This window comes from Citrobacter sp. RHB20-C16 (assembly GCF_013890155.1).
In the GTDB taxonomy this organism is placed as follows: Bacteria; Pseudomonadota; Gammaproteobacteria; order Enterobacterales; family Enterobacteriaceae; genus Citrobacter_A; species Citrobacter_A amalonaticus.
On sequence record NZ_CP057630.1, the window covers coordinates 802,618 to 820,914 of the forward strand.

Consider the following 18,297-nt stretch of genomic DNA (forward strand, 5'->3'; position numbering starts at 1 on the left):
GCTCCTCAAAATAAAAAGTAACGTTGCGCCATCGGCAGAACGTCAGCGGGGTCGCTGGTAATGAGTTCGCCGTCGATGCGGACCTCGTAGGTCTGGGCATCCACGGTGATAGTCGGTTGCAGGCTGTTGTGGATCATGTCGGCTTTTTTCACCGTCCGGCAGCCTTTCACCACGGCGGTTTGGCTTTGCAAATTGAGCTGCTGTGCGACACCGTTTTCCACCGCCGCCTGCGACAGAAAGGTCAGCCGGGAATGATGACGCGCCGCGCCGAGCGCGCCAAACATCATGCGGTAATGCACCGGTTGCGGCGTGGGGATGGAAGCATTGATGTCCCCCATTGGTGCGCAGGTGATCATGCCGCCTTTCACGATCGTTGCAGGCTTCACGCCGAAAAAGGCCGGTGACCAGAGCACCAGATCCGCCAGCTTTCCGGCTTCAATGGAGCCGACTTCGTGAGCGATACCGTGGGTCAGTGCCGGGTTAATGGTGTACTTGGCGATATAGCGCTTCACGCGCAGATTATCGTTCTCCCCCGTCTCCTCGGCCAACGGACCGCGCTGGACCTTCATCCGGTGTGCCACCTGCCAGGTGCGCAGGATCACTTCTCCCACGCGCCCCATCGCCTGTGAATCCGATGAGGTCAGAGAAAACGCGCCAATATCGTGTAACACATCTTCGGCGGCGATGGTCTCCCGACGGATCCGTGATTCGGCAAAGGCCACGTCTTCGGCAATATCCGGATCGAGATGATGGCAAACCATCAGCATGTCGAGGTGTTCATCAATGGTATTGACGGTATAGGGCAGCGTCGGGTTAGTGGAGGAGGGCAGGATATTCGGATGCGCGCAGGCGGTGATGATATCTGGCGCATGCCCGCCGCCGGCCCCTTCGGTGTGAAAGGTGTGTATGGTACGATCGCCAATCGCCGCCAGCGTATCTTCGACAAAGCCTGACTCGTTCAGAGTATCGCTGTGCAGCGCCACCTGAATGTCCATCTCATCGGCCACGGTTAGCGCACAGTCGATAGCCGCAGGCGTCGCGCCCCAGTCTTCGTGAATTTTCAGGCCGATGGCACCGGCGGCAACCTGCTCGCGCAGTGCATCGGGGTGGGAGCCATTGCCTTTACCCAGCAGACCGATATTGACGGGCAGCGTATCCGCCGCCTGTAGCATCCGGGCGATGTACCACGGCCCCGGCGTACAGGTGGTGGCGTTGGTGCCGGCTGCCGGTCCGGTACCGCCGCCAATCATTGTCGTCACGCCGGAGACCAGCGCCTCTTCCGCCTGTTGCGGGCAGATCCAGTGAATATGGGTATCCACGCCGCCTGCGGTCACGATCTTGCCTTCACCGGCGATCGCTTCGGTGGCGACGCCGATCGGGATCGTTACGTCAGGCTGAATATCCGGATTCCCGGCTTTGCCGATGGCAAAGATCCTGCCGTCTTTAATGCCGATATCCGCCTTGACGATCCCCCAGTGATCGACGATCAGCGCGTTGGTGATTACCAGGTCCACGCATTCCTGAGACGGCATCTGTCCTTGGCCCATACCATCGCGGATCACTTTGCCGCCGCCGAATTTCACCTCTTCGCCATAGGTGGTGAGGTCGTTTTCCACTTCGATCCACAGATCCGTGTCCGCCAGACGCACTTTATCGCCGGTGGTCGGGCCGAACATGTCGGCGTAAGCCTGCCGGGAAATCTCAGCCATGCTTCACCTCCAGCGCACCCATGACGTCGCCGCGAAAGCCAACAATACGCTGTGCGCCCGCCACTCGAACCAGTTCGACTTCTCGCTTTTGGCCCGGTTCAAAACGTACCGCCGTTCCCGCCGGAATATTCAGCCGAAAACCCAGCGCGGATTCGCGGGAAAAGCGGAGCGCCGGGTTGACCTCGTAAAAGTGGTAGTGCGATCCCACCTGAATAGGGCGATCGCCATGGTTTTCTACCACGATCGTGCGCGTTTCGCGCCCTACGTTGATCGCAATGTTTCCCGCTGCGATCCGGTATTCGCCTGGAATCATGGGTTCTCCTTAGACGATCGGGCTGTGAACGGTGACCAGCTTCGAACCGTCCGGAAAGGTCGCTTCCACCTGGATGTCCGGGATCATTTCCGGAACGCCTTCCATCACCTGCTTACGGTTCAGAACGTGGCGGCCATCTTCCATCAACGAGGCGACGCTTTTACCGTCGCGCGCGCCTTCCATGATGAATGCGCTGATGAGCGCCACCGATTCCGGGTAGTTCAGTTTCAGACCCCGCGCCAGTCGGCGTTCTGCGACCAGTGCGGCGGTAAAGAGCAACAGTTTGTCTTTTTCTCTGGGGGTCAGTTCCATAAGCGTCTCTCAGGTTTGCCAGATGCGCGGCAGGTGCGGTGGTTTTTGGGTTAACAGCGGGCGTAAAAACTGCCAGATTTCGCGCATGACGCGCTGAACAATCAGGTTGTCGTCAGCCAGAAAACGAACCGTCAGCAGTGAGTCGACGAGCGTTGCCCCGGCATAATCACCGAGCGGAGCAAGACGTTCCCGCGCACCGTCGAGCATCTGTTCCGTAGCCGGATAGCAGAGCAGGGTACCGCACCACGGCTGGCTGGCGATGGCCGAGAGATCCCCATCCCTCAGCGTCAGGCGTTCAATGAGCAGCGGCTGCCCGTCGCGCCAGATCTCCAGACGGTTATGCAGCGTGCCGTGGCTGAACGTTTCTTGCATAACCGGTCGCCCGAGGCAGAGCAGATCCCAGCCCAGCAGGCGGCTTTCAGCGGTGAGATGAAATACGGAGCGGAGGCTGGCGTTAGCGCCGGGGAACAGGATCGTATCCTGCGGCAGCCATTCCAGCGTCGCGTTTGGGGCCAGCGTGAACGTCTGATGCAGGCACGCCTGTGGGCCTGCGCTACGATAAAACTTACCCGCGCCGGGCATGGTGATTAATACGTGACTGTTTTCGTCCAGCGTGACGGAAATGTGCAGCTCATCACCGCCGACAATTCCGCCGGGCGGGTGGAGTAAATAGAGGTGGCAAACATCGTCTTGCGGATAAAATGGCCGTTGAACCGTCAGGGGACCGACGTGGCGTGCGTGCGTGAGCACCGTTTTGTGCGCGGTATGGCTAAACCGCAGGTCGAGTTCGGCCTGCCAGCCCCGTGTCGGTGTCTTGTGCGCAAGGGTTTCCAGAGCGTTTCCCTTCTCAGCGTGAGGGTGTGTGCATAGCAAAAAGTATGCCTCAGCGCGGCGGGAAAACGGTCATATGAGACGCTTATGGAAAAAAGGGGCGACAGCCCTGCCGCCCCAACGGGGTTAAAGCAAAACGAGAGGCATCCAGATAAGCCCGGTCGCCAGCAGCAGCACCAGGAAAATCAGGCCGAAAATTGCCCCCAGCCGCCAGTAATCCACGGTCGGCAGATAACCGCTGCCATAGTAGATAGGGCTTGGTCCGGTCGCATACGGAGTGAGAATGCTGCCCAGACCAATAGCCGCACCGACCATCAGGCAGAAGACCGGTAAGGGAATTTCCGGCATCGCCAGCGCGGCGGCGATCATCATCGGTGCCAGCGCGGACGTATACGCCGTGGCGCTGGCAAAGAAGTAACGCAACAGCCAGAACACCACGATCAGCGCGATCATCACCATCACCGGTGAGTAGCCGCTCAATCCGCTCGCCAGCAGTTTGCCAAACCAGGTGATAAAGCCGGTGTTGTTCAGTCCGGTTGCGAGGGTGATAAGCGAGGCCAGCCAGAAGAAGACGTTCCACGCCGATTTATTACTGACGATGTCATCCCAGGAGATGATGCGCAGCACCAGCATCAGGGCAACGACGCTGTAACCGACCATCGCGGCATCGATGTAGTCCCCACCGAAGATCCACAGCACCAGGGCGCCTACCATCAGCACCAGCATCTTTTTCTCACGTGAGCAGAGCGGCCCCATCTCTTTGAGTTCCGATTCCGCCCAGCGTGGCACCTGATCGCCCGACTTCAGCACGGGCGGATATAGCACATAGGCGAGCCACGGCACCAACAGAACCAGCAGAATGCTCAGCGGCAGCATGCCTAAGAACCAGTCGCCCCAGCTCAGCGCCGTATGGGACGCGGTCTTCATCAGACCAATTAGCAGCAGGTTCGGTGCCATCGCCGTCAGGAAAATGGCGCTGGTCACGCAGTCGGCGGTGATCCCCATCCACATAATATAAGAACCAATGGAACGGGCGCTGGGATCGTTGGGTTTTGAGTTATAGAGCGGCGGCAGGTTGCGGATAATCGGGTAGATGATCCCTGCGCCGCGTGCGGAGTTAGACGGTGTAACGGGAGCAAGAATCAGCTCGGAGAACATCACCGCGTAGCCGAGAAACAGCGTGCGGTGCCCCATTTTTTTCACCAGCATCAGCGCGATACGCCGACCGAGGCCGGTTTTTTCATAGCCGGTGCCAAACATGAAGGCGGCGAAAATCAACCAGATCACCGAGTTAGAAAAACCAGAAACTGCCCACGAGAGCGCTTTGGACGTAAATTTGAATCCGTCCTGGGCGAGTTGTTCGGGGCTGAACAAAAGCCACGGCGAGAGAACCGCGATAATTGATATCCCAATCATCGCCACGACTGCGCCGGGTACCGGTTCCAGAATGAGTCCCACGATAACCCCGGTAAAGACCGCAAAGTAGAGCCAGGTGTGGCTCTCAAGACCGGTGGGGACGGGCAAAACAGCAATAATGGCGATGACCACCAGCGGAGCCAGATATCGCCACCAACCAGATAAAGGTGCCATTGTCGTATCCCTGCGAAAGAGGGAGAGGCCGAGGCCTCTCCGGAAGGGTTATTTGATGTAATGCACGTGTTCGCAGATTTCGTCGACGATGGGACCGCGACGTTCGGCGAACTGTTTTTTGTTTTCGGCGATCAGGTTGTTGCCGTGGGTGTCGATAGAGACAATCAGCGGACCGAACTCTTTCACCCGGCAAACCCACAGCGATTCCGGCATACCGAGCTCCATCCAGTGCACTTCTTCGATCTCTTCCACTTGAGTGGCTGCCAGCACCGCGCAGCCTGCCGGGAAGATCACGTGTAGCGCCTTGAACTTCTGGCAACCTTCTTCCGTTAGCGGCCCCATGCCGCCTTTACCCACCACCAGTTTGACACCCGTCTGCTCAATGAACTCTTTTTCAAAGGCTTCCATGCGCATGCTGGTGGTGGGGCCGACGGAGACCATCTCCCATTTTTCACCGTTCTTACGCACGATCGGTCCGGCATGGAAAATCGCTTTACCGTTGAGGTCGTAGGGGATCGGGCGCTTTAGTTCGATCAGGCGGCGGTGGCAGACGTCGCGGCAGGTCACCAGCGTACCGGTCAGATAGATCACATCGCCAACGCGGATGTCTTCCAGGTCTTCGGCTTTGATCGGGGTTGTGAGGATCTTTTTCATAACGCGCTCCGGGTGTGAGACAGGTTTTCGAAGGAGAGGTCAGAATGGACCAGCAGCGTACCGCGACGGTGCGCCCAGCAGCCGGTAGAGACAGCGACGCCAATGGTCGACGGGTGACGCGCGGCGGATTCAATATGCACGCCCATCACCGAACTGTTGCCGGTGAGCCCCTGCGGGCCAATGCCCAGCCGGTTCAACCCTTCTTCCAGACGCAATTCAAGCTCTGCCGCTTTGGGGTTCGGATGGCGGGTGCCGATCGGACGCAGTACCGCTTTACGGGACAGCACGGCGGCGGTTTCAACGGAGGTGGCGATCCCCACACCGACCAGCACCGGCGGGCAGGCGTTGACGGCCAGCGTCGAGATGTTTTCAAAGACGAACTTCACCACGCCTTCGTAGCCTTCGGAAGGCATCAGCACTTTGGAGCGCCCCGGCAACGTGCAGCCGCCGCCGGCCATGTAAACTTCAATTTCCGCGTCTTCGCCATCAGGGACAATGTCCCATGTCACCCACGGTACGCCGCTACCGGTGTTTTTACCGGTATTCACTTCGTCAAAAATTTCTACCGCGTTGTGGCGCAGCGGCGCTTTCACCGTGGCGTCTTCCACCGCTTGCTTGAGAATGCTTTGCAACTCACCCAATAGCGGGAAACGGGAGCCAACCTTCACGAAGAACATGATCTCACCGGTGTCCTGGCAAGCCGGACGGTTAAGATCGATAGCCTTCTGCATGTTGTCGAACATCGTGTGGTAGATGATTTGCCCCATCTTTGAGGTTTCGGCATCCCGTAGCTGTTTTAATTTGTCCACCACATCGTCGGGCATGCGCGTGGAAATCATGGCGGTAAAATTGGCGACTATTTCCGTCAGCGTATTAACCGCATTTTGATTATTTTGATTGCTCATCATGTCAACTCCAGTTCTTTTATTTGTCTGGAAATAAATTCTCCCTCACAAACTACCATTGAATGTGTGGTTTTATATTATTTGCCACTGTGTATATGCAATTAACAGTTCGTGAATGATGTTGAAGAAAGATGATGAAAATTGAGCAAAGGCAGAGATTAACCTTAGATTGAGAATTACACTTCAGGTATCAATTATCATGGACACCCCGAAAAATGCTCAAAAACTGGCCCTTAGCCAAAGACCTTCAGGTGCTGGTGGAAATCGTCCATACGGGCAGTTTTAGCGCCGCAGCATGCGCCCTCGGACAAACGCCTGCCTTTGTGACGAAGCGGATCCAGATTCTGGAAACTACGCTCGGCACTACGCTGCTTAACCGCTCGGCGCGCGGGGTGGCGCTGACGGAAAGCGGTCAGCGTTGTTATGAACAGGCACTGGTGATCCTGACGCAATATCAGCGCCTGATTGATGATGTGACGCAAATCAAAACGCGCCCGGAAGGGATGATTCGTATTGGCTGTAGCTTCGGATTTGGCCGCAGTCATATTGCACCTGCGATTACCGAATTGATGCGCAATTATCCTGAGTTACAGGTCCATTTTGAACTCTTCGATCGGCAAATTGATTTGGTTCAGGATAATATCGATCTCGATATTCGTATTAACGATGAGATCCCGGATTATTATATTGCGCATTTGTTAACAAAGAATAAAAGAATATTGTGTGCCTCCCCAGAATATTTACAAAAATATCCTGAACCCAAAACCTTGCAGGAATTAAGTCACCATGATTGCCTGGTGACAAAAGAGCGTGACATGACGCACGGAATATGGGAACTGGGAAATGGCACGACGAAAAAATCGGTCAAAGTGAGCGGGCATCTCTCTTCCAACAGCGGTGAAGTCGTTCTGCAATGGGCGCTGGAAGGCAAAGGCATCATGTTGCGTTCAGAGTGGGATGTGCAGCCGTTTCTGGTAAGCGGCAAACTGGTGCGAGTGTTGCCGGAATATGCGCAGAGCGCCAACATCTGGGCGGTATATCAGGAACCACTGTACCGCAGCGTGAAGCTCAGAGTCTGTGTGGAGTTTCTGGCAGCATGGTGCCAGCAGCGCTTAGGCAAGCCGGACGAGGGCTATCAGGTGCTGTAGGCCGGGCTGGACAACGCCATTTCCGGCCAACTTCACTCGGGATCTTTCTCGCGTCTCTTGCGCAGTTTGGTCCAGATTTTCGTTTCCTGGCGGCGCCACAGGCGCTGGATGTTGTCATGATGGCGCAGCAAAATCAGGCACGACAGCATGGAGACCGGGAAGGTGAACTGCGGTTTGAACCACCAGACATAGAACGGGGCAATCAGCGCGCTGACGATCGCTCCCAGCGATGAATAGCCGCTTAACAGAACGGTGAGCAACCAGGTGCCCGCCATTACGCCGGTGAGATCCCAACCGATAGGCGCGATAGCGCCAAAGGCTGTTGCCACGCCTTTTCCTCCTTTGAAGCCAAAGAAGACTGGCCAGATATGCCCCAGACAGGCGGCGATGGCGATAAGACCCAACCAGAACGGGCTAACGCCCAGCGCATACGCGCCCCAGACGGGCAACATCCCTTTCAGGACGTCGAAAATCAGGACCGCTGCGGCTGCTCCCTTGCCACCGATTCGTAACACATTGGTCGCGCCAGGGTTGCCGGAGCCGCTGCTACGCGGATCGGGCAAGCCAGCAATGCGGCAGACCAGAATGGCACTGGAAATGGAGCCGCAGAGGTACGCGAAGAGGATCATTCCAGGCGCGATTGCACTCATAAGCTGTTCCGTTTTGAAAATGTCGTGTAAAACGCTACTTCTGTGGATAATACGCATATTTCGCCGGAAGTGGTATCCGGGTTAGCCAAAAAGCAGGCAGGTCGTGATGGATATTGTATTTATAGAGCAACTTTCGGTAATCACCACTATTGGTGTTTACGACTGGGAACAGACGATTGAACAGAAGCTGGTGTTCGATATCGAAATGGCATGGGATAACCGAAAATCAGCAAAAAGTGACGATGTCGCCGATTGCCTGAGCTATGCGGATATCGCCGAGACGATTGTTAATCATGTAGAAGGCGGGCGTTTCGCGCTGGTGGAGCGCGTTGCCGAAGAGGTGGCCGAACTGCTGCTGACGCGCTTTAATTCGCCGTGGGTGCGCATCAAACTCAGTAAGCCCGGCGCGGTGGCGCGCGCGGCCAATGTGGGCGTAATCATTGAGCGTAGCAATAATCTGAAAGAAAAATAATTATCTTCATATTTGTTAAACCAAACGGATATAAAAGAGTCCTATACCCGTCATACTTCAGGTTGCATGTGCGTTGGCTGCACGCAAATTATTGAGGGTATGAAGCTGGATCATTTTGCGCTGTAAATTTTTCTACTTAGGGGTTTATTGATGAGCGATATGCACTCGCTGCTGATTGCGGCAATTTTGGGTGTGGTCGAAGGATTGACGGAGTTTTTACCCGTTTCCAGCACCGGACACATGATCATTGTGGGCCACCTGTTGGGATTTGAGGGTGATACGGCAAAGACGTTTGAAGTGGTGATCCAGTTGGGGTCCATTCTCGCGGTAGTGGTGATGTTCTGGCGGCGTCTGTTTGGCCTGATCGGTATTCACTTTGGTCGTCCGTTGCAGCGTGAAGGGGAAAGTAAAGGCCGTTTAACGCTTCTCCATATTCTGTTGGGGATGATCCCGGCGGTGGTGTTGGGACTGGTCTTCCACGATACGATCAAATCGCTGTTTAACCCGGTTAATGTGATGTATGCGCTGGTGGTGGGCGGTTTACTGTTGATCGCTGCAGAGTGTCTGAAACCGAAAGAACCGCGCGCACCGGGGCTGGACGACATGACTTACCGTCAGGCATTCATGATTGGCTGCTTCCAGTGCCTGGCGTTGTGGCCGGGTTTCTCCCGTTCCGGGGCGACCATTTCCGGCGGGATGCTGATGGGTGTGAGCCGTTATGCCGCGTCTGAATTTTCGTTCCTGCTGGCCGTACCGATGATGATGGGGGCCACCGCATTGGATCTCTACAAAAGCTGGTCGTTTCTGACGGCGGCTGATATCCCCATGTTTGCCGTCGGTTTTGTCACCGCCTTCGTAGTTGCATTGGTTGCCATCAAAACCTTCCTGCAATTGATTAAGCGGATCTCCTTCATACCGTTCGCGATCTATCGCTTTATCGTCGCCGCGGCGGTCTACGTGGTGTTTTTCTGACCGACCTCTCATGCCGGATGAGCGCAGCGCCATCCGGCATTCACACCTTAATTGGTCGCCTTCGGGAAGCGAGTCTCTTTCCAGCGGGCCAGCGCCGCAATTCGGCGTCGGGTCAACTCCTCGCGAATCTCAATACCTTTAAATCCGGCCTCGACAACGTCTTTGGTGGGCACCGATTGCGCCACTTCCCACGCTTCCCGCAGCAAACGCCCCTGCGGATAATCCGCCGCTTCAAACCCCGTCCGTCCGCGTACGTCAGCTTCGCTGGTGAGCGCAATTTGCTCCACGCGTTGCGGTTTGCGCCAGGCGTCGATTGAATCAAACAGTTTCACGATAGTTTTAGGTTGCAGTATCGGGAAGGTATGGATGAGATCGTGGAACTCCGCCACCAGTTTGGCTAAATCACGGATTTCATTCGGGACGCGCAGGCGCTGGCATAACTGTTCGACCAGTCTGACGCCCGCCGGGCCGTGCCCGTGGTGACGCGGCCAGAGCTCCGGCGGAGTCAGGCCTTTGCCGAGGTCATGACACAGCGTGGCAAAACGCACGTCAACTTCCGGACTGAGCAGCGCCGCCATCGACAACGTCATCAGGGTATGAATCCCGGTATCGATTTCCGGATGCCACTTCGCCGGAGCAGGGACGCCAAACAGCGCATCAACCTCCGGGAACAACACGCGTAGCGCGCCACAGTCGCGTAAGACCTGGAAATAGACCTGCGGGTTACGCGTGGTTAACGCGTTCTCGGTCTCTTTCCACACGCGCTCTGCCGTCAGGTGTTCCAGTTCACCGGCGTGCGTCATTTCGCGCATCAGGGCCATGGTTTCGTCAGCAATGCGGAAGCTCAGATGCGCATAGCGGGCGGCAAAACGCGCCACCCGCAGGACGCGAAGCGGATCTTCATTAAAGGCTGGTGAAACATGGCGCAGCAGGCGTTGCTCCAGATCGCGCCGACCGTGATAGGGATCGACGATCTCACCGTCACCATCTTGCGCCAGGGCATTAATGGTCAGGTCACGGCGCTGGAGATCGTCTTCCAGCGTGACGTCCGGCGCGGCATAACAGGTGAATCCGGTATAGCCCGAGCCAGACTTACGCTCGGTACGCGCCAGGGCATACTCTTCGTGGGTTTGCGGATGGAGAAAAACAGGAAAATCGCGACCTACCTGCTGGTAGCCCGCGTCGAGCATTTGTTGCGGCGTGGCACCAACCACCACCCAATCTTTATCTTTAACCGGTAGCCCTAACAGCGTATCCCGAACCGCACCACCGACCAGATAAATCTTCACGCCACACCACCTCTCCAGGGAAATACAATCCCTTAATCATATGACAGTGTGGCGGAGAAGGCGATTTAGTTCATCCAGCGGTCTTTGCGTTTTCGGCTTGGGATCATGTGCGGCAGGATCAAACCGAGCAGCAGGCCAAGCCCCAGCACGCCGCCGCCATACATAAACCACTGCATGATGATGGTGCGTTGCTTATCATCAAGCTGCAAATTCGCGGCGCTGACCTTCTTCTGCGCCACAATCAGCTCGTTCTTCAGCTTCTGATTCTCTTCTTTCAGCCCATTGATCACGCTGTCGCTCTGCGACACTTTCTGCTGCATGTCAGCCGTGCGTTGATTCCAGGTGGTGTCAATATTGTTGAGCTTATCGGTCAGCGTTTTGACCTGATTTTCCAGATCCGGCACGCGGGTGCGCAGGCTGGGCGTGCTGTTCAGCTCTTTCATCGGGATCCAGGCCGTCCGCCCGGTGCTGTCTTTAACCTGCGCGTAGTTTGTGTTGGCGTCAGTTTGTAACAGTGTGACTTCTTCGCCCGCGTTGACCGTGCCAACGAGGCGATAATTATCCCCCGGACCACTGCGGACCCAGGTGTTCAGTTCATCAGAGACATAGCGCTTTTCTTCGGCGTGAGACACGGCAGTAGCGCTAAGTGCGAGTAACATAAATCCAATCAGGCGTAATTTTGGCATCAGGCTGTCGTTATTGTCATAGAAAGTGGAACGATAGTAGTGGTATCAGTGTCTCTACGCAAAGCATTCAACATCAATCGGAATCATCTGTGTCCGGTTTACCGCTACTTCAAAACTTTTACGCCCGTCAAATTGCTCGTTGCATGGCAATTTGGCGCAAAATACTATCTACTGACAAAAAAGATCACCGTAAGTTCGTCGTGATTCTCTCTTATGTGACATAACCGGTAAGTACAAGGCCATGGCTCAGGAAATTGAATTAAAATTTATCGTTAATCACGACGCCGTGAACGCGCTGCGTGACCATCTGAATACGCTCGGAGGCGAGCATCATGCACCCAGCCCGTTGTTGAATATTTACTACGAGACCGAGGATAAGTGGTTGCGTGGTCACGATATGGGGCTGCGTATTCGTGGGGAGAAAGGTCGCTATGAGATGACCCTAAAAATTGCCGGACGAGTGACCGGCGGTTTACACCAGCGACCGGAATACAATGTTCCCCTGAATGAGCCCACGCTGGATTTAACGCAATTTCCGCCGGAGGTGTGGCCCAACGGTGAGCTGCCTGCCGATCTCCTCTCCCGCGTGCAGCCGCTGTTCAGCACCGATTTTGAACGTGAAAAATGGCTGTTGACCGTGGATGGCAGCCAGATTGAAATCGCCCTCGATTTAGGCGAAGTGAAAGCAGGTGAACTGGCGGAGCCGATTTGCGAGCTGGAGCTTGAACTGCTGAGCGGCGACACCCGGGCGGTTCTGAAGCTGGCGAATCAGCTGGTGAACCAGGCGGGTCTGCGCCAGGGCAGCCTGAGTAAAGCGGCGCGTGGATATCATCTGGCGCAGGGGAATCCTCCACGCGAGATCAAACCGACTGCGGTGCTGAAAGCACCCGCGAAAGCCAGCGTGGAACACGGGCTGGAAGCCGCTCTGGAGCTGGCGCTGGCACAATGGCAGTACCACGAAGAACTCTGGGTTCGCGACAATAAGGCCGCGAAGGCGCATGTGCTGGCCGCGATGGGCCTGGTGCGTCACACCCTGATGCTGTTTGGCGGCATCGTTCCGCGTAAAGCGAGCGCTCACTTACGTGATCTGCTCACCCAGTCGGAAGCGACCATCGCTTCTGCGGTTTCTGCCGTGACGGCGGTGTATACCACCCAAACGGCGATGGCGAAACTGGCGCTGACTGAGTGGCTGGTGACCAAAGCCTGGCAGCCGTTTCTGGATGCAAAGGCGCAGGCCAAAATGGCGGATTCTTTCAAGCGCTTCGCCGATATCCATCTTTCGCGTACCGCCGCTGAGCTGAAAAGCGTTTTTGGACAACCGCTGGGTGACCAGTATCGCGATCAGTTGCCGCGTTTACGCCGCGATATCGACACCGTTTTGCTGCTGGCGGGGTATTACGATACGCCGGTGGTTCAGACCTGGCTGGAGAACTGGCAAGGGCTGTATCACGCTATTGCCAACGGCCAACACATTGAAATTGAACATTTCCGCAATGAGGCGAACAACCAGCAACCGTTCTGGTTGCACAGCGGGAAACGATAACCGGAGTGCCTGATGGCGCTGCGCTTATCAGGCCTACGGATCGACATGTTTTGTAGACCGGATAAGGCGTAATGCCCACATCCGGCAACGTTACAAGGAACCTTTTAATGAAGCCGCTTTCGTCACCGTTACAGCAGTACTGGCAAACCATTGCAGAGCAGTTACCTGAATCCGTATCTGGCGTACAAGCGAAGTCAGTACTTACATTCAGTGATTTTGTACGGGACAGCATCATTGCGCATCCTCGCTGGCTGACGGAACTGGAAAGCGCGCCGCCGCAGGCCGATGAATGGCAACAGTACGGCGAATGGTTACAGGCGGCGCTGGCAACGGTGAATGATGAAGCGGCGCTGATGCATGAGCTGCGTCTGTTTCGCCGCCGCGTGATGGTGCGCATTGCCTGGGCGCAGGCGCTGTCGCTGGTGGACGATACCGACATTCTGCAACAGTTAAGCCATCTGGCCGAAACGCTGATCGTCAGCGCGCGCGACTGGCTGTACGACGCCTGCTGTCGGGAATGGGGAACGCCGTGCAGTCAGGACGGTATCCCACAGCCGCTGCTGATTTTAGGCATGGGCAAACTGGGCGGCGGTGAGCTGAATTTTTCTTCGGACATCGATCTGATCTTTGCCTGGCCTGAGCACGGCTCTACCCAGGGGGGACGCCGCGAACTCGATAACGCGCAGTTTTTTACACGCATGGGGCAGCGGCTGATCAAGGTTCTGGATCAGCCTACCCAGGATGGTTTTGTCTATCGGGTGGACATGCGGCTGCGTCCGTTTGGCGACAGCGGCCCGTTGGTGCTGAGTTTTGCGGCGCTGGAAGATTATTACCAGGAGCAAGGGCGCGACTGGGAGCGCTACGCGATGGTCAAGGCGCGGATCATGGGCGATACCGACGGTCGTTATGTCGATGAACTGCGCGCCATGCTGCGCCCATTCGTCTTCCGCCGTTATATCGACTTCAGTGTGATCCAGTCGTTGCGCAATATGAAGGGGATGATTGCGCGTGAAGTTCGTCGCCGGGGGCTGAAAGATAACATCAAGCTCGGCGCGGGCGGCATTCGCGAAATCGAATTTATTGTGCAGGTATTTCAGTTGATTCGCGGCGGGCGTGAGCCGTCGCTGCAATCGCGTTCACTGCTGCCGACGTTAAGCGCGATCGCCGCACTGCATTTGCTGCCGGAAAACGATGCCGAACAGTTGCGACTGGCCTACCTCTTCCTGCGTCGACTGGAAAACCTGCTGCAAAGCATTAACGATGAACAGACGCAGACGCTGCCGGGCGATGAACTTAACCGGGCGCGGCTGGCCTGGGGAATGAATGCGGATAACTGGTCGCAGCTGATGGAAACGCTGGAAGGGCACATGGCGAACGTTCGGCGCGTGTTTAACGAGCTGATAGGCGATGACGAAACTGACACGCAGGAAGATGCGCTCTCGGAACAGTGGCGCGAACTGTGGCAGGATGCTTTGCAGGAAGATGACACGCCGCCGGTGCTGTCGCATCTTACGGATGACGATCGCCTGCGCGTGCTGGCGTTGATTGCCGATTTCCGTAAAGAACTGGATAAACGCACGATAGGCCCGCGCGGTCGCCAGGTGCTCGACCACCTGATGCCGCACCTGCTGAGTGATGTCTGCACGCGCCAGGACGCTTCTCTCCCGCTGTCGCGCATTACGCCGCTGCTTGTGGGGATTGTCACCCGCACCACCTATCTGGAGCTGCTGAGTGAATTCCCCGGCGCACTGAAACATCTGATTTCGCTCTGCGCAGCGTCGCCGATGGTCGCCAGTCAGTTGGCGCGCTATCCGCTGCTGCTCGATGAACTGCTCGATCCGAATACGCTCTATCAGCCGACGGCGACCGACGCGTATCGTGATGAGTTACGTCAGTATTTACTGCGCGTCCCGGAAGATGATGAAGAACAACAGCTGGAAGCTCTGCGGCAGTTTAAGCAAACGCAACTGCTGCGTATTGCCGCCGCGGATATTGCCGGTACGCTGCCGGTGATGAAAGTCAGCGACCACCTGACCTGGCTGGCGGAGGCGATGATTGACGCCGTTGTGCAACAAGCGTGGCTGCAAATGGTGGCGCGCTACGGCCAGCCGACGCATCTTGCCGAGCGGGAAGGGCGCGGTTTTGCGGTGGTGGGCTACGGCAAGCTGGGCGGTTGGGAATTGGGCTACAGCTCCGATCTCGATTTGATCTTCCTGCATGACTGCCCCGTTGACGTGATGACCGACGGTGAACGGGAAATTGACGGGCGGCAGTTCTATCTGCGGCTGGCGCAGCGCATTATGCATCTGTTCAGCACCCGCACCTCCTCGGGTATCCTGTATGAAGTGGATGCCCGGTTGCGTCCGTCAGGGGCGGCGGGGATGCTGGTGACTTCCACAGAGTCCTTTGCGGATTATCAGAAAAATGAGGCCTGGACGTGGGAGCATCAGGCGCTGGTGCGCGCACGAGTGGTTTACGGCGACCCGCAACTGACCTCGCAGTTTGATTCGGTGCGTCGCGATATTATGACGCAGCCTCGCGATGGCAAAACGTTGCAGAACGAGGTGCGCGAAATGCGTGAAAAAATGCGCGCGCATCTGGGCAATAAACATCGCGATCGCTTTGATATTAAAGCTGATGAAGGCGGTATTACGGATATCGAATTTATCACGCAATATCTGGTGCTACGTTATGCCCATGACAAACCCAAACTGACCCGCTGGTCGGATAATGTGCGCATTCTGGAACTGTTAGCGCAAAACGACATTATGGACGAGCAGGAGGCGATGGCGTTGACCCACGCCTACACCACGCTGCGCGATGAGTTACATCACCTTGCCTTACAGGAGCTGCCAGGCCATGTGACGCAAACGTGTTTTGAGGCGGAACGTACGCTGGTGCGGGCAAGCTGGCAGAAGTGGCTGGTTGAAGAATGAAGTGTGCTATTATCGCGCGCAAATTTTGAATCTCTCAGGAGACAGGAATGAAAGTAACGCTGCCAGAGTTTGAACGTGCAGGAGTCTTGGTTGTCGGTGATGTGATGCTGGATCGCTACTGGTACGGGCCCACCAGCCGTATTTCACCTGAAGCGCCGGTACCGGTGGTGAAAGTCGATACCATCGAAGAACGTCCGGGCGGTGCGGCGAACGTGGCGATGAACATTGCCTCTCTGGGCGCAAATTCGCGCCTGGTCGGACTGACCGGTATTGACGATGCCGCGCGCGCGCTCAGCAAAACGCTGGCGGACGTGAACGTGAAATGCGACTTTGTTTCTGTCCCGACCCATCCTACTATCACCAAACTGCGCGTGCTTTCGCGCAACCAGCAACTGATTCGTCTCGACTTCGAAGAAGGTTTTGAAGGTGTGGATCCGCAACCGCTGCATGAGCGTATCAACCAGGCGCTGAGCTCGATTGGGGCGCTGGTGCTGTCTGACTATGCGAAAGGCGCGTTAGCCAGCGTTCAGCAGATGATCGCGCTGGCGCGTAAAGCCGGAGTGCCGGTGCTGATCGATCCGAAAGGGACTGATTTTGCCCGCTATCGCGGTGCGACGCTACTGACGCCAAACCTCTCTGAGTTCGAAGCGGTGGCAGGAAAATGCAAAAGCGAAGAAGAAATTGTTGAACGTGGCATGAAGCTGATTGCCGATTTCGAGCTTTCCGCGCTACTGGTCACCCGCTCCGAGCAAGGGATGACACTGCTGCAACCGGGCAAAGCCCCGCTGCATATGCCGACGCAGGCGCAGGAAGTGTATGACGTGACCGGTGCGGGCGACACGGTTATTGGTGTGCTGGCGGCGACGCTGGCTGCCGGTAATTCGCTGGAAGAAGCCTGCTTCTTCGCCAATGCGGCGGCGGGTGTGGTGGTCGGTAAGCTGGGGACCTCCACTGTGTCTCCTATTGAACTGGAAAACGCGGTACGCGGCCGTGCGGAAACCGGCTTTGGCGTGATGACAGAAGACGAGCTGAAGCAGGCCGTTGCCAGTGCCCGTAAGCGTGGTGAGAAAGTCGTCATGACCAACGGGGTGTTTGACATTCTGCACGCCGGTCACGTCTCCTATCTCGCAAACGCACGTAAGCTGGGCGATCGCTTAATTGTCGCGGTCAACAGCGATGCATCGACGAAACGGCTGAAAGGGGAAACGCGCCCGGTGAATCCGCTCGAACAGCGGATGATCGTGCTGGCCGCGCTGGAAGCCGTTGACTGGGTGGTCTCCTTTGAAGAAGATACGCCGCAGCGCCTGATTGCAGGCGTATTACCGGATCTGTTGGTGAAAGGTGGTGACTATAAGCCAGAAGAGATTGCCGGTAGTGAAGAGGTGTGGGCCAACGGCGGCGAAGTGCTGGTGCTCAACTTTGAAGACGGTTGCTCCACCACCAATATCATCAAAAAAATTCAGAAAGACAGCGATAAATAACCACTGGCGGTGATGTCTGGAAATCGGGCATCACCCGTGTTCCCAAAGTGTGACATCAGGCAACTGATTTGCGCACAATATGTACAAACCTGCTACGCCTCCCGGTAAATACTGGTATCAGAAAAAAGCATATGACCTTAACAGAGATTCACCGACTGGAGGATATGCTAATGAACAACAGTGTTTATTCGATGAACAATTTCGATTTCCTGGCGCGGAGTTTTGCCAGAATGCAGGCTGAAGGTCGCCCTGTTGATATCCAGGCGGTTACCGGCAATATGGATGAAGAGCACCGCAGCTGGTTTTGCAAACGCTACGCGCACTACTGCCAGCAGGCAATGAACGCCAGAAAGTTAGAAGTGGAACATTGATATGTCAACGGGCCTTGCGGCCCGTTGCTGTTTTTACGCTTGCGGTTCTACTGGTGGGATGGCGGGCGCAGGTTTGACTTCTTCAGTGGCCTGACGCGCTTCCAGCTCGCTCAAACGTTGCTCCAGCAGCGCCAGCTTTTCACGGGTGCGTAGCAGTACCTGGGTCTGAACATCAAACTCTTCGCGGCTCACCAGATCGAGACGCGTCAGCTGAGATTGCAGCGTTTGACGGATTTTCTTCTCGACATCTTCCCCGAACTCCCGGATCCCTTTCGGCATCGACTCGTGAACCTGGCGAGCGATCTGCTCAATTTTTTTCGGGTCAATCATAGTGGTTTCCCTGAACTGGTAAGTGTTAACGCTCATTGTAGTGCGATCTGCGTAAGGCATAAACCAGAATTGTGTGATGTTAATGCAGGTAAAGGCGTTGATGAA

18 protein-coding genes are annotated in these 18,297 nt (G+C 56.2%); 7 read left to right on the forward strand and 11 right to left on the reverse strand.

Annotated features, from left to right (window positions below; translation table 11 throughout):
- Positions 1 to 5: 5 nt before the first annotated feature.
- From ureC to ttdA, 7 genes are all read right to left on the reverse strand, one after another.
- Positions 6 to 1,709, reverse strand: a complete 1,704-nt coding sequence (gene ureC / locus HVX64_RS04000) for an urease subunit alpha (RefSeq protein WP_044255779.1) — start codon at positions 1,707 to 1,709, stop codon at positions 6 to 8.
- Entirely contained in the window at positions 1,702 to 2,022 is a 321-nt protein-coding gene (locus tag HVX64_RS04005) for an urease subunit beta (RefSeq protein WP_042998191.1), read from the reverse strand. The genes ureC and HVX64_RS04005 overlap by 8 nt, the downstream gene beginning before the upstream one ends.
- Positions 2,023 to 2,031: 9 nt before the next feature.
- Positions 2,032 to 2,334: an urease subunit gamma gene (locus HVX64_RS04010; protein ID WP_044255776.1), complete on the reverse strand. Its 303-nt coding sequence runs from the start codon at positions 2,332 to 2,334 to the stop codon at positions 2,032 to 2,034.
- A 9-nt stretch (positions 2,335 to 2,343) separates the two neighbouring features.
- Complete coding sequence (locus HVX64_RS04015; RefSeq protein ID WP_192926940.1) at positions 2,344 to 3,168, reverse strand: urease accessory protein UreD; 825 nt, start codon at positions 3,166 to 3,168, stop codon at positions 2,344 to 2,346.
- A gap of 123 nt (positions 3,169 to 3,291) precedes the next feature.
- Positions 3,292 to 4,755, reverse strand: coding sequence for an anion permease (locus HVX64_RS04020; RefSeq protein ID WP_042998189.1), 1,464 nt, complete (start codon positions 4,753 to 4,755; stop codon positions 3,292 to 3,294).
- A 48-nt stretch (positions 4,756 to 4,803) separates the two neighbouring features.
- A complete protein-coding gene (gene ttdB, locus HVX64_RS04025) occupies positions 4,804 to 5,409 on the reverse strand; it encodes a L(+)-tartrate dehydratase subunit beta (protein ID WP_042324302.1) in 606 nt (201 codons plus the stop codon).
- The gene (gene ttdA, locus HVX64_RS04030; RefSeq protein WP_086512708.1) at positions 5,406 to 6,317 is read right to left on the reverse strand and encodes a L(+)-tartrate dehydratase subunit alpha; all 912 of its coding nucleotides are present in this window, start codon (positions 6,315 to 6,317) and stop codon (positions 5,406 to 5,408) included. The genes ttdB and ttdA overlap by 4 nt, the downstream gene beginning before the upstream one ends.
- Positions 6,318 to 6,529: 212 nt before the next feature.
- Between ttdA and HVX64_RS04035 the strand changes: the two genes are divergently transcribed.
- Positions 6,530 to 7,462, forward strand: a complete 933-nt coding sequence (locus tag HVX64_RS04035) for a LysR family transcriptional regulator (RefSeq protein WP_042998188.1) — start codon at positions 6,530 to 6,532, stop codon at positions 7,460 to 7,462.
- Between the two features lie 32 nt (positions 7,463 to 7,494).
- Here the strand turns inward: HVX64_RS04035 and plsY are convergent, their stop codons facing one another.
- Entirely contained in the window at positions 7,495 to 8,112 is a 618-nt protein-coding gene (gene plsY, locus HVX64_RS04040) for a glycerol-3-phosphate 1-O-acyltransferase PlsY (protein WP_042998187.1), read from the reverse strand.
- Between the two features lie 106 nt (positions 8,113 to 8,218).
- On the opposite strand from plsY, the gene folB reads away from it, so the two are divergent.
- Both folB and bacA read left to right on the forward strand, forming a co-directional pair.
- Complete coding sequence (gene folB, locus HVX64_RS04045; RefSeq protein ID WP_042998186.1) at positions 8,219 to 8,584, forward strand: bifunctional dihydroneopterin aldolase/7,8-dihydroneopterin epimerase; 366 nt, start codon at positions 8,219 to 8,221, stop codon at positions 8,582 to 8,584.
- 150 nt (positions 8,585 to 8,734) lie between these two features.
- A complete protein-coding gene (gene bacA / locus HVX64_RS04050; protein ID WP_044255773.1) occupies positions 8,735 to 9,556 on the forward strand; it encodes an undecaprenyl-diphosphate phosphatase in 822 nt (273 codons plus the stop codon).
- 47 nt (positions 9,557 to 9,603) lie between these two features.
- Here bacA and HVX64_RS04055 read toward each other — a convergent pair whose 3' ends face one another.
- Both HVX64_RS04055 and HVX64_RS04060 read right to left on the reverse strand, forming a co-directional pair.
- Complete coding sequence (locus HVX64_RS04055; protein WP_044255769.1) at positions 9,604 to 10,845, reverse strand: multifunctional CCA addition/repair protein; 1,242 nt, start codon at positions 10,843 to 10,845, stop codon at positions 9,604 to 9,606.
- 65 nt (positions 10,846 to 10,910) lie between these two features.
- A complete protein-coding gene (locus HVX64_RS04060; protein WP_042998183.1) occupies positions 10,911 to 11,531 on the reverse strand; it encodes a TIGR04211 family SH3 domain-containing protein in 621 nt (206 codons plus the stop codon).
- A gap of 241 nt (positions 11,532 to 11,772) precedes the next feature.
- Between HVX64_RS04060 and HVX64_RS04065 the strand changes: the two genes are divergently transcribed.
- From HVX64_RS04065 to glgS, 4 genes are all read left to right on the forward strand, one after another.
- The gene (locus tag HVX64_RS04065; protein WP_044255766.1) at positions 11,773 to 13,074 is read left to right on the forward strand and encodes an inorganic triphosphatase; all 1,302 of its coding nucleotides are present in this window, start codon (positions 11,773 to 11,775) and stop codon (positions 13,072 to 13,074) included.
- 107 nt (positions 13,075 to 13,181) lie between these two features.
- Positions 13,182 to 16,010: a bifunctional [glutamate--ammonia ligase]-adenylyl-L-tyrosine phosphorylase/[glutamate--ammonia-ligase] adenylyltransferase gene (gene glnE, locus HVX64_RS04070; protein WP_044255763.1), complete on the forward strand. Its 2,829-nt coding sequence runs from the start codon at positions 13,182 to 13,184 to the stop codon at positions 16,008 to 16,010.
- Positions 16,011 to 16,057: 47 nt separating this feature from the next.
- Positions 16,058 to 17,491, forward strand: coding sequence for a bifunctional D-glycero-beta-D-manno-heptose-7-phosphate kinase/D-glycero-beta-D-manno-heptose 1-phosphate adenylyltransferase HldE (gene hldE, locus HVX64_RS04075; RefSeq protein ID WP_042998180.1), 1,434 nt, complete (start codon positions 16,058 to 16,060; stop codon positions 17,489 to 17,491).
- A 164-nt stretch (positions 17,492 to 17,655) separates the two neighbouring features.
- Positions 17,656 to 17,862: a cell surface composition regulator GlgS gene (gene glgS, locus HVX64_RS04080; RefSeq protein ID WP_080343280.1), complete on the forward strand. Its 207-nt coding sequence runs from the start codon at positions 17,656 to 17,658 to the stop codon at positions 17,860 to 17,862.
- Between the two features lie 33 nt (positions 17,863 to 17,895).
- On the opposite strand, the gene ubiK is transcribed toward glgS, so the two are convergent.
- Complete coding sequence (ubiK, locus tag HVX64_RS04085; RefSeq protein ID WP_042324283.1) at positions 17,896 to 18,192, reverse strand: ubiquinone biosynthesis accessory factor UbiK; 297 nt, start codon at positions 18,190 to 18,192, stop codon at positions 17,896 to 17,898.
- Positions 18,193 to 18,297 lie beyond the last annotated feature (105 nt).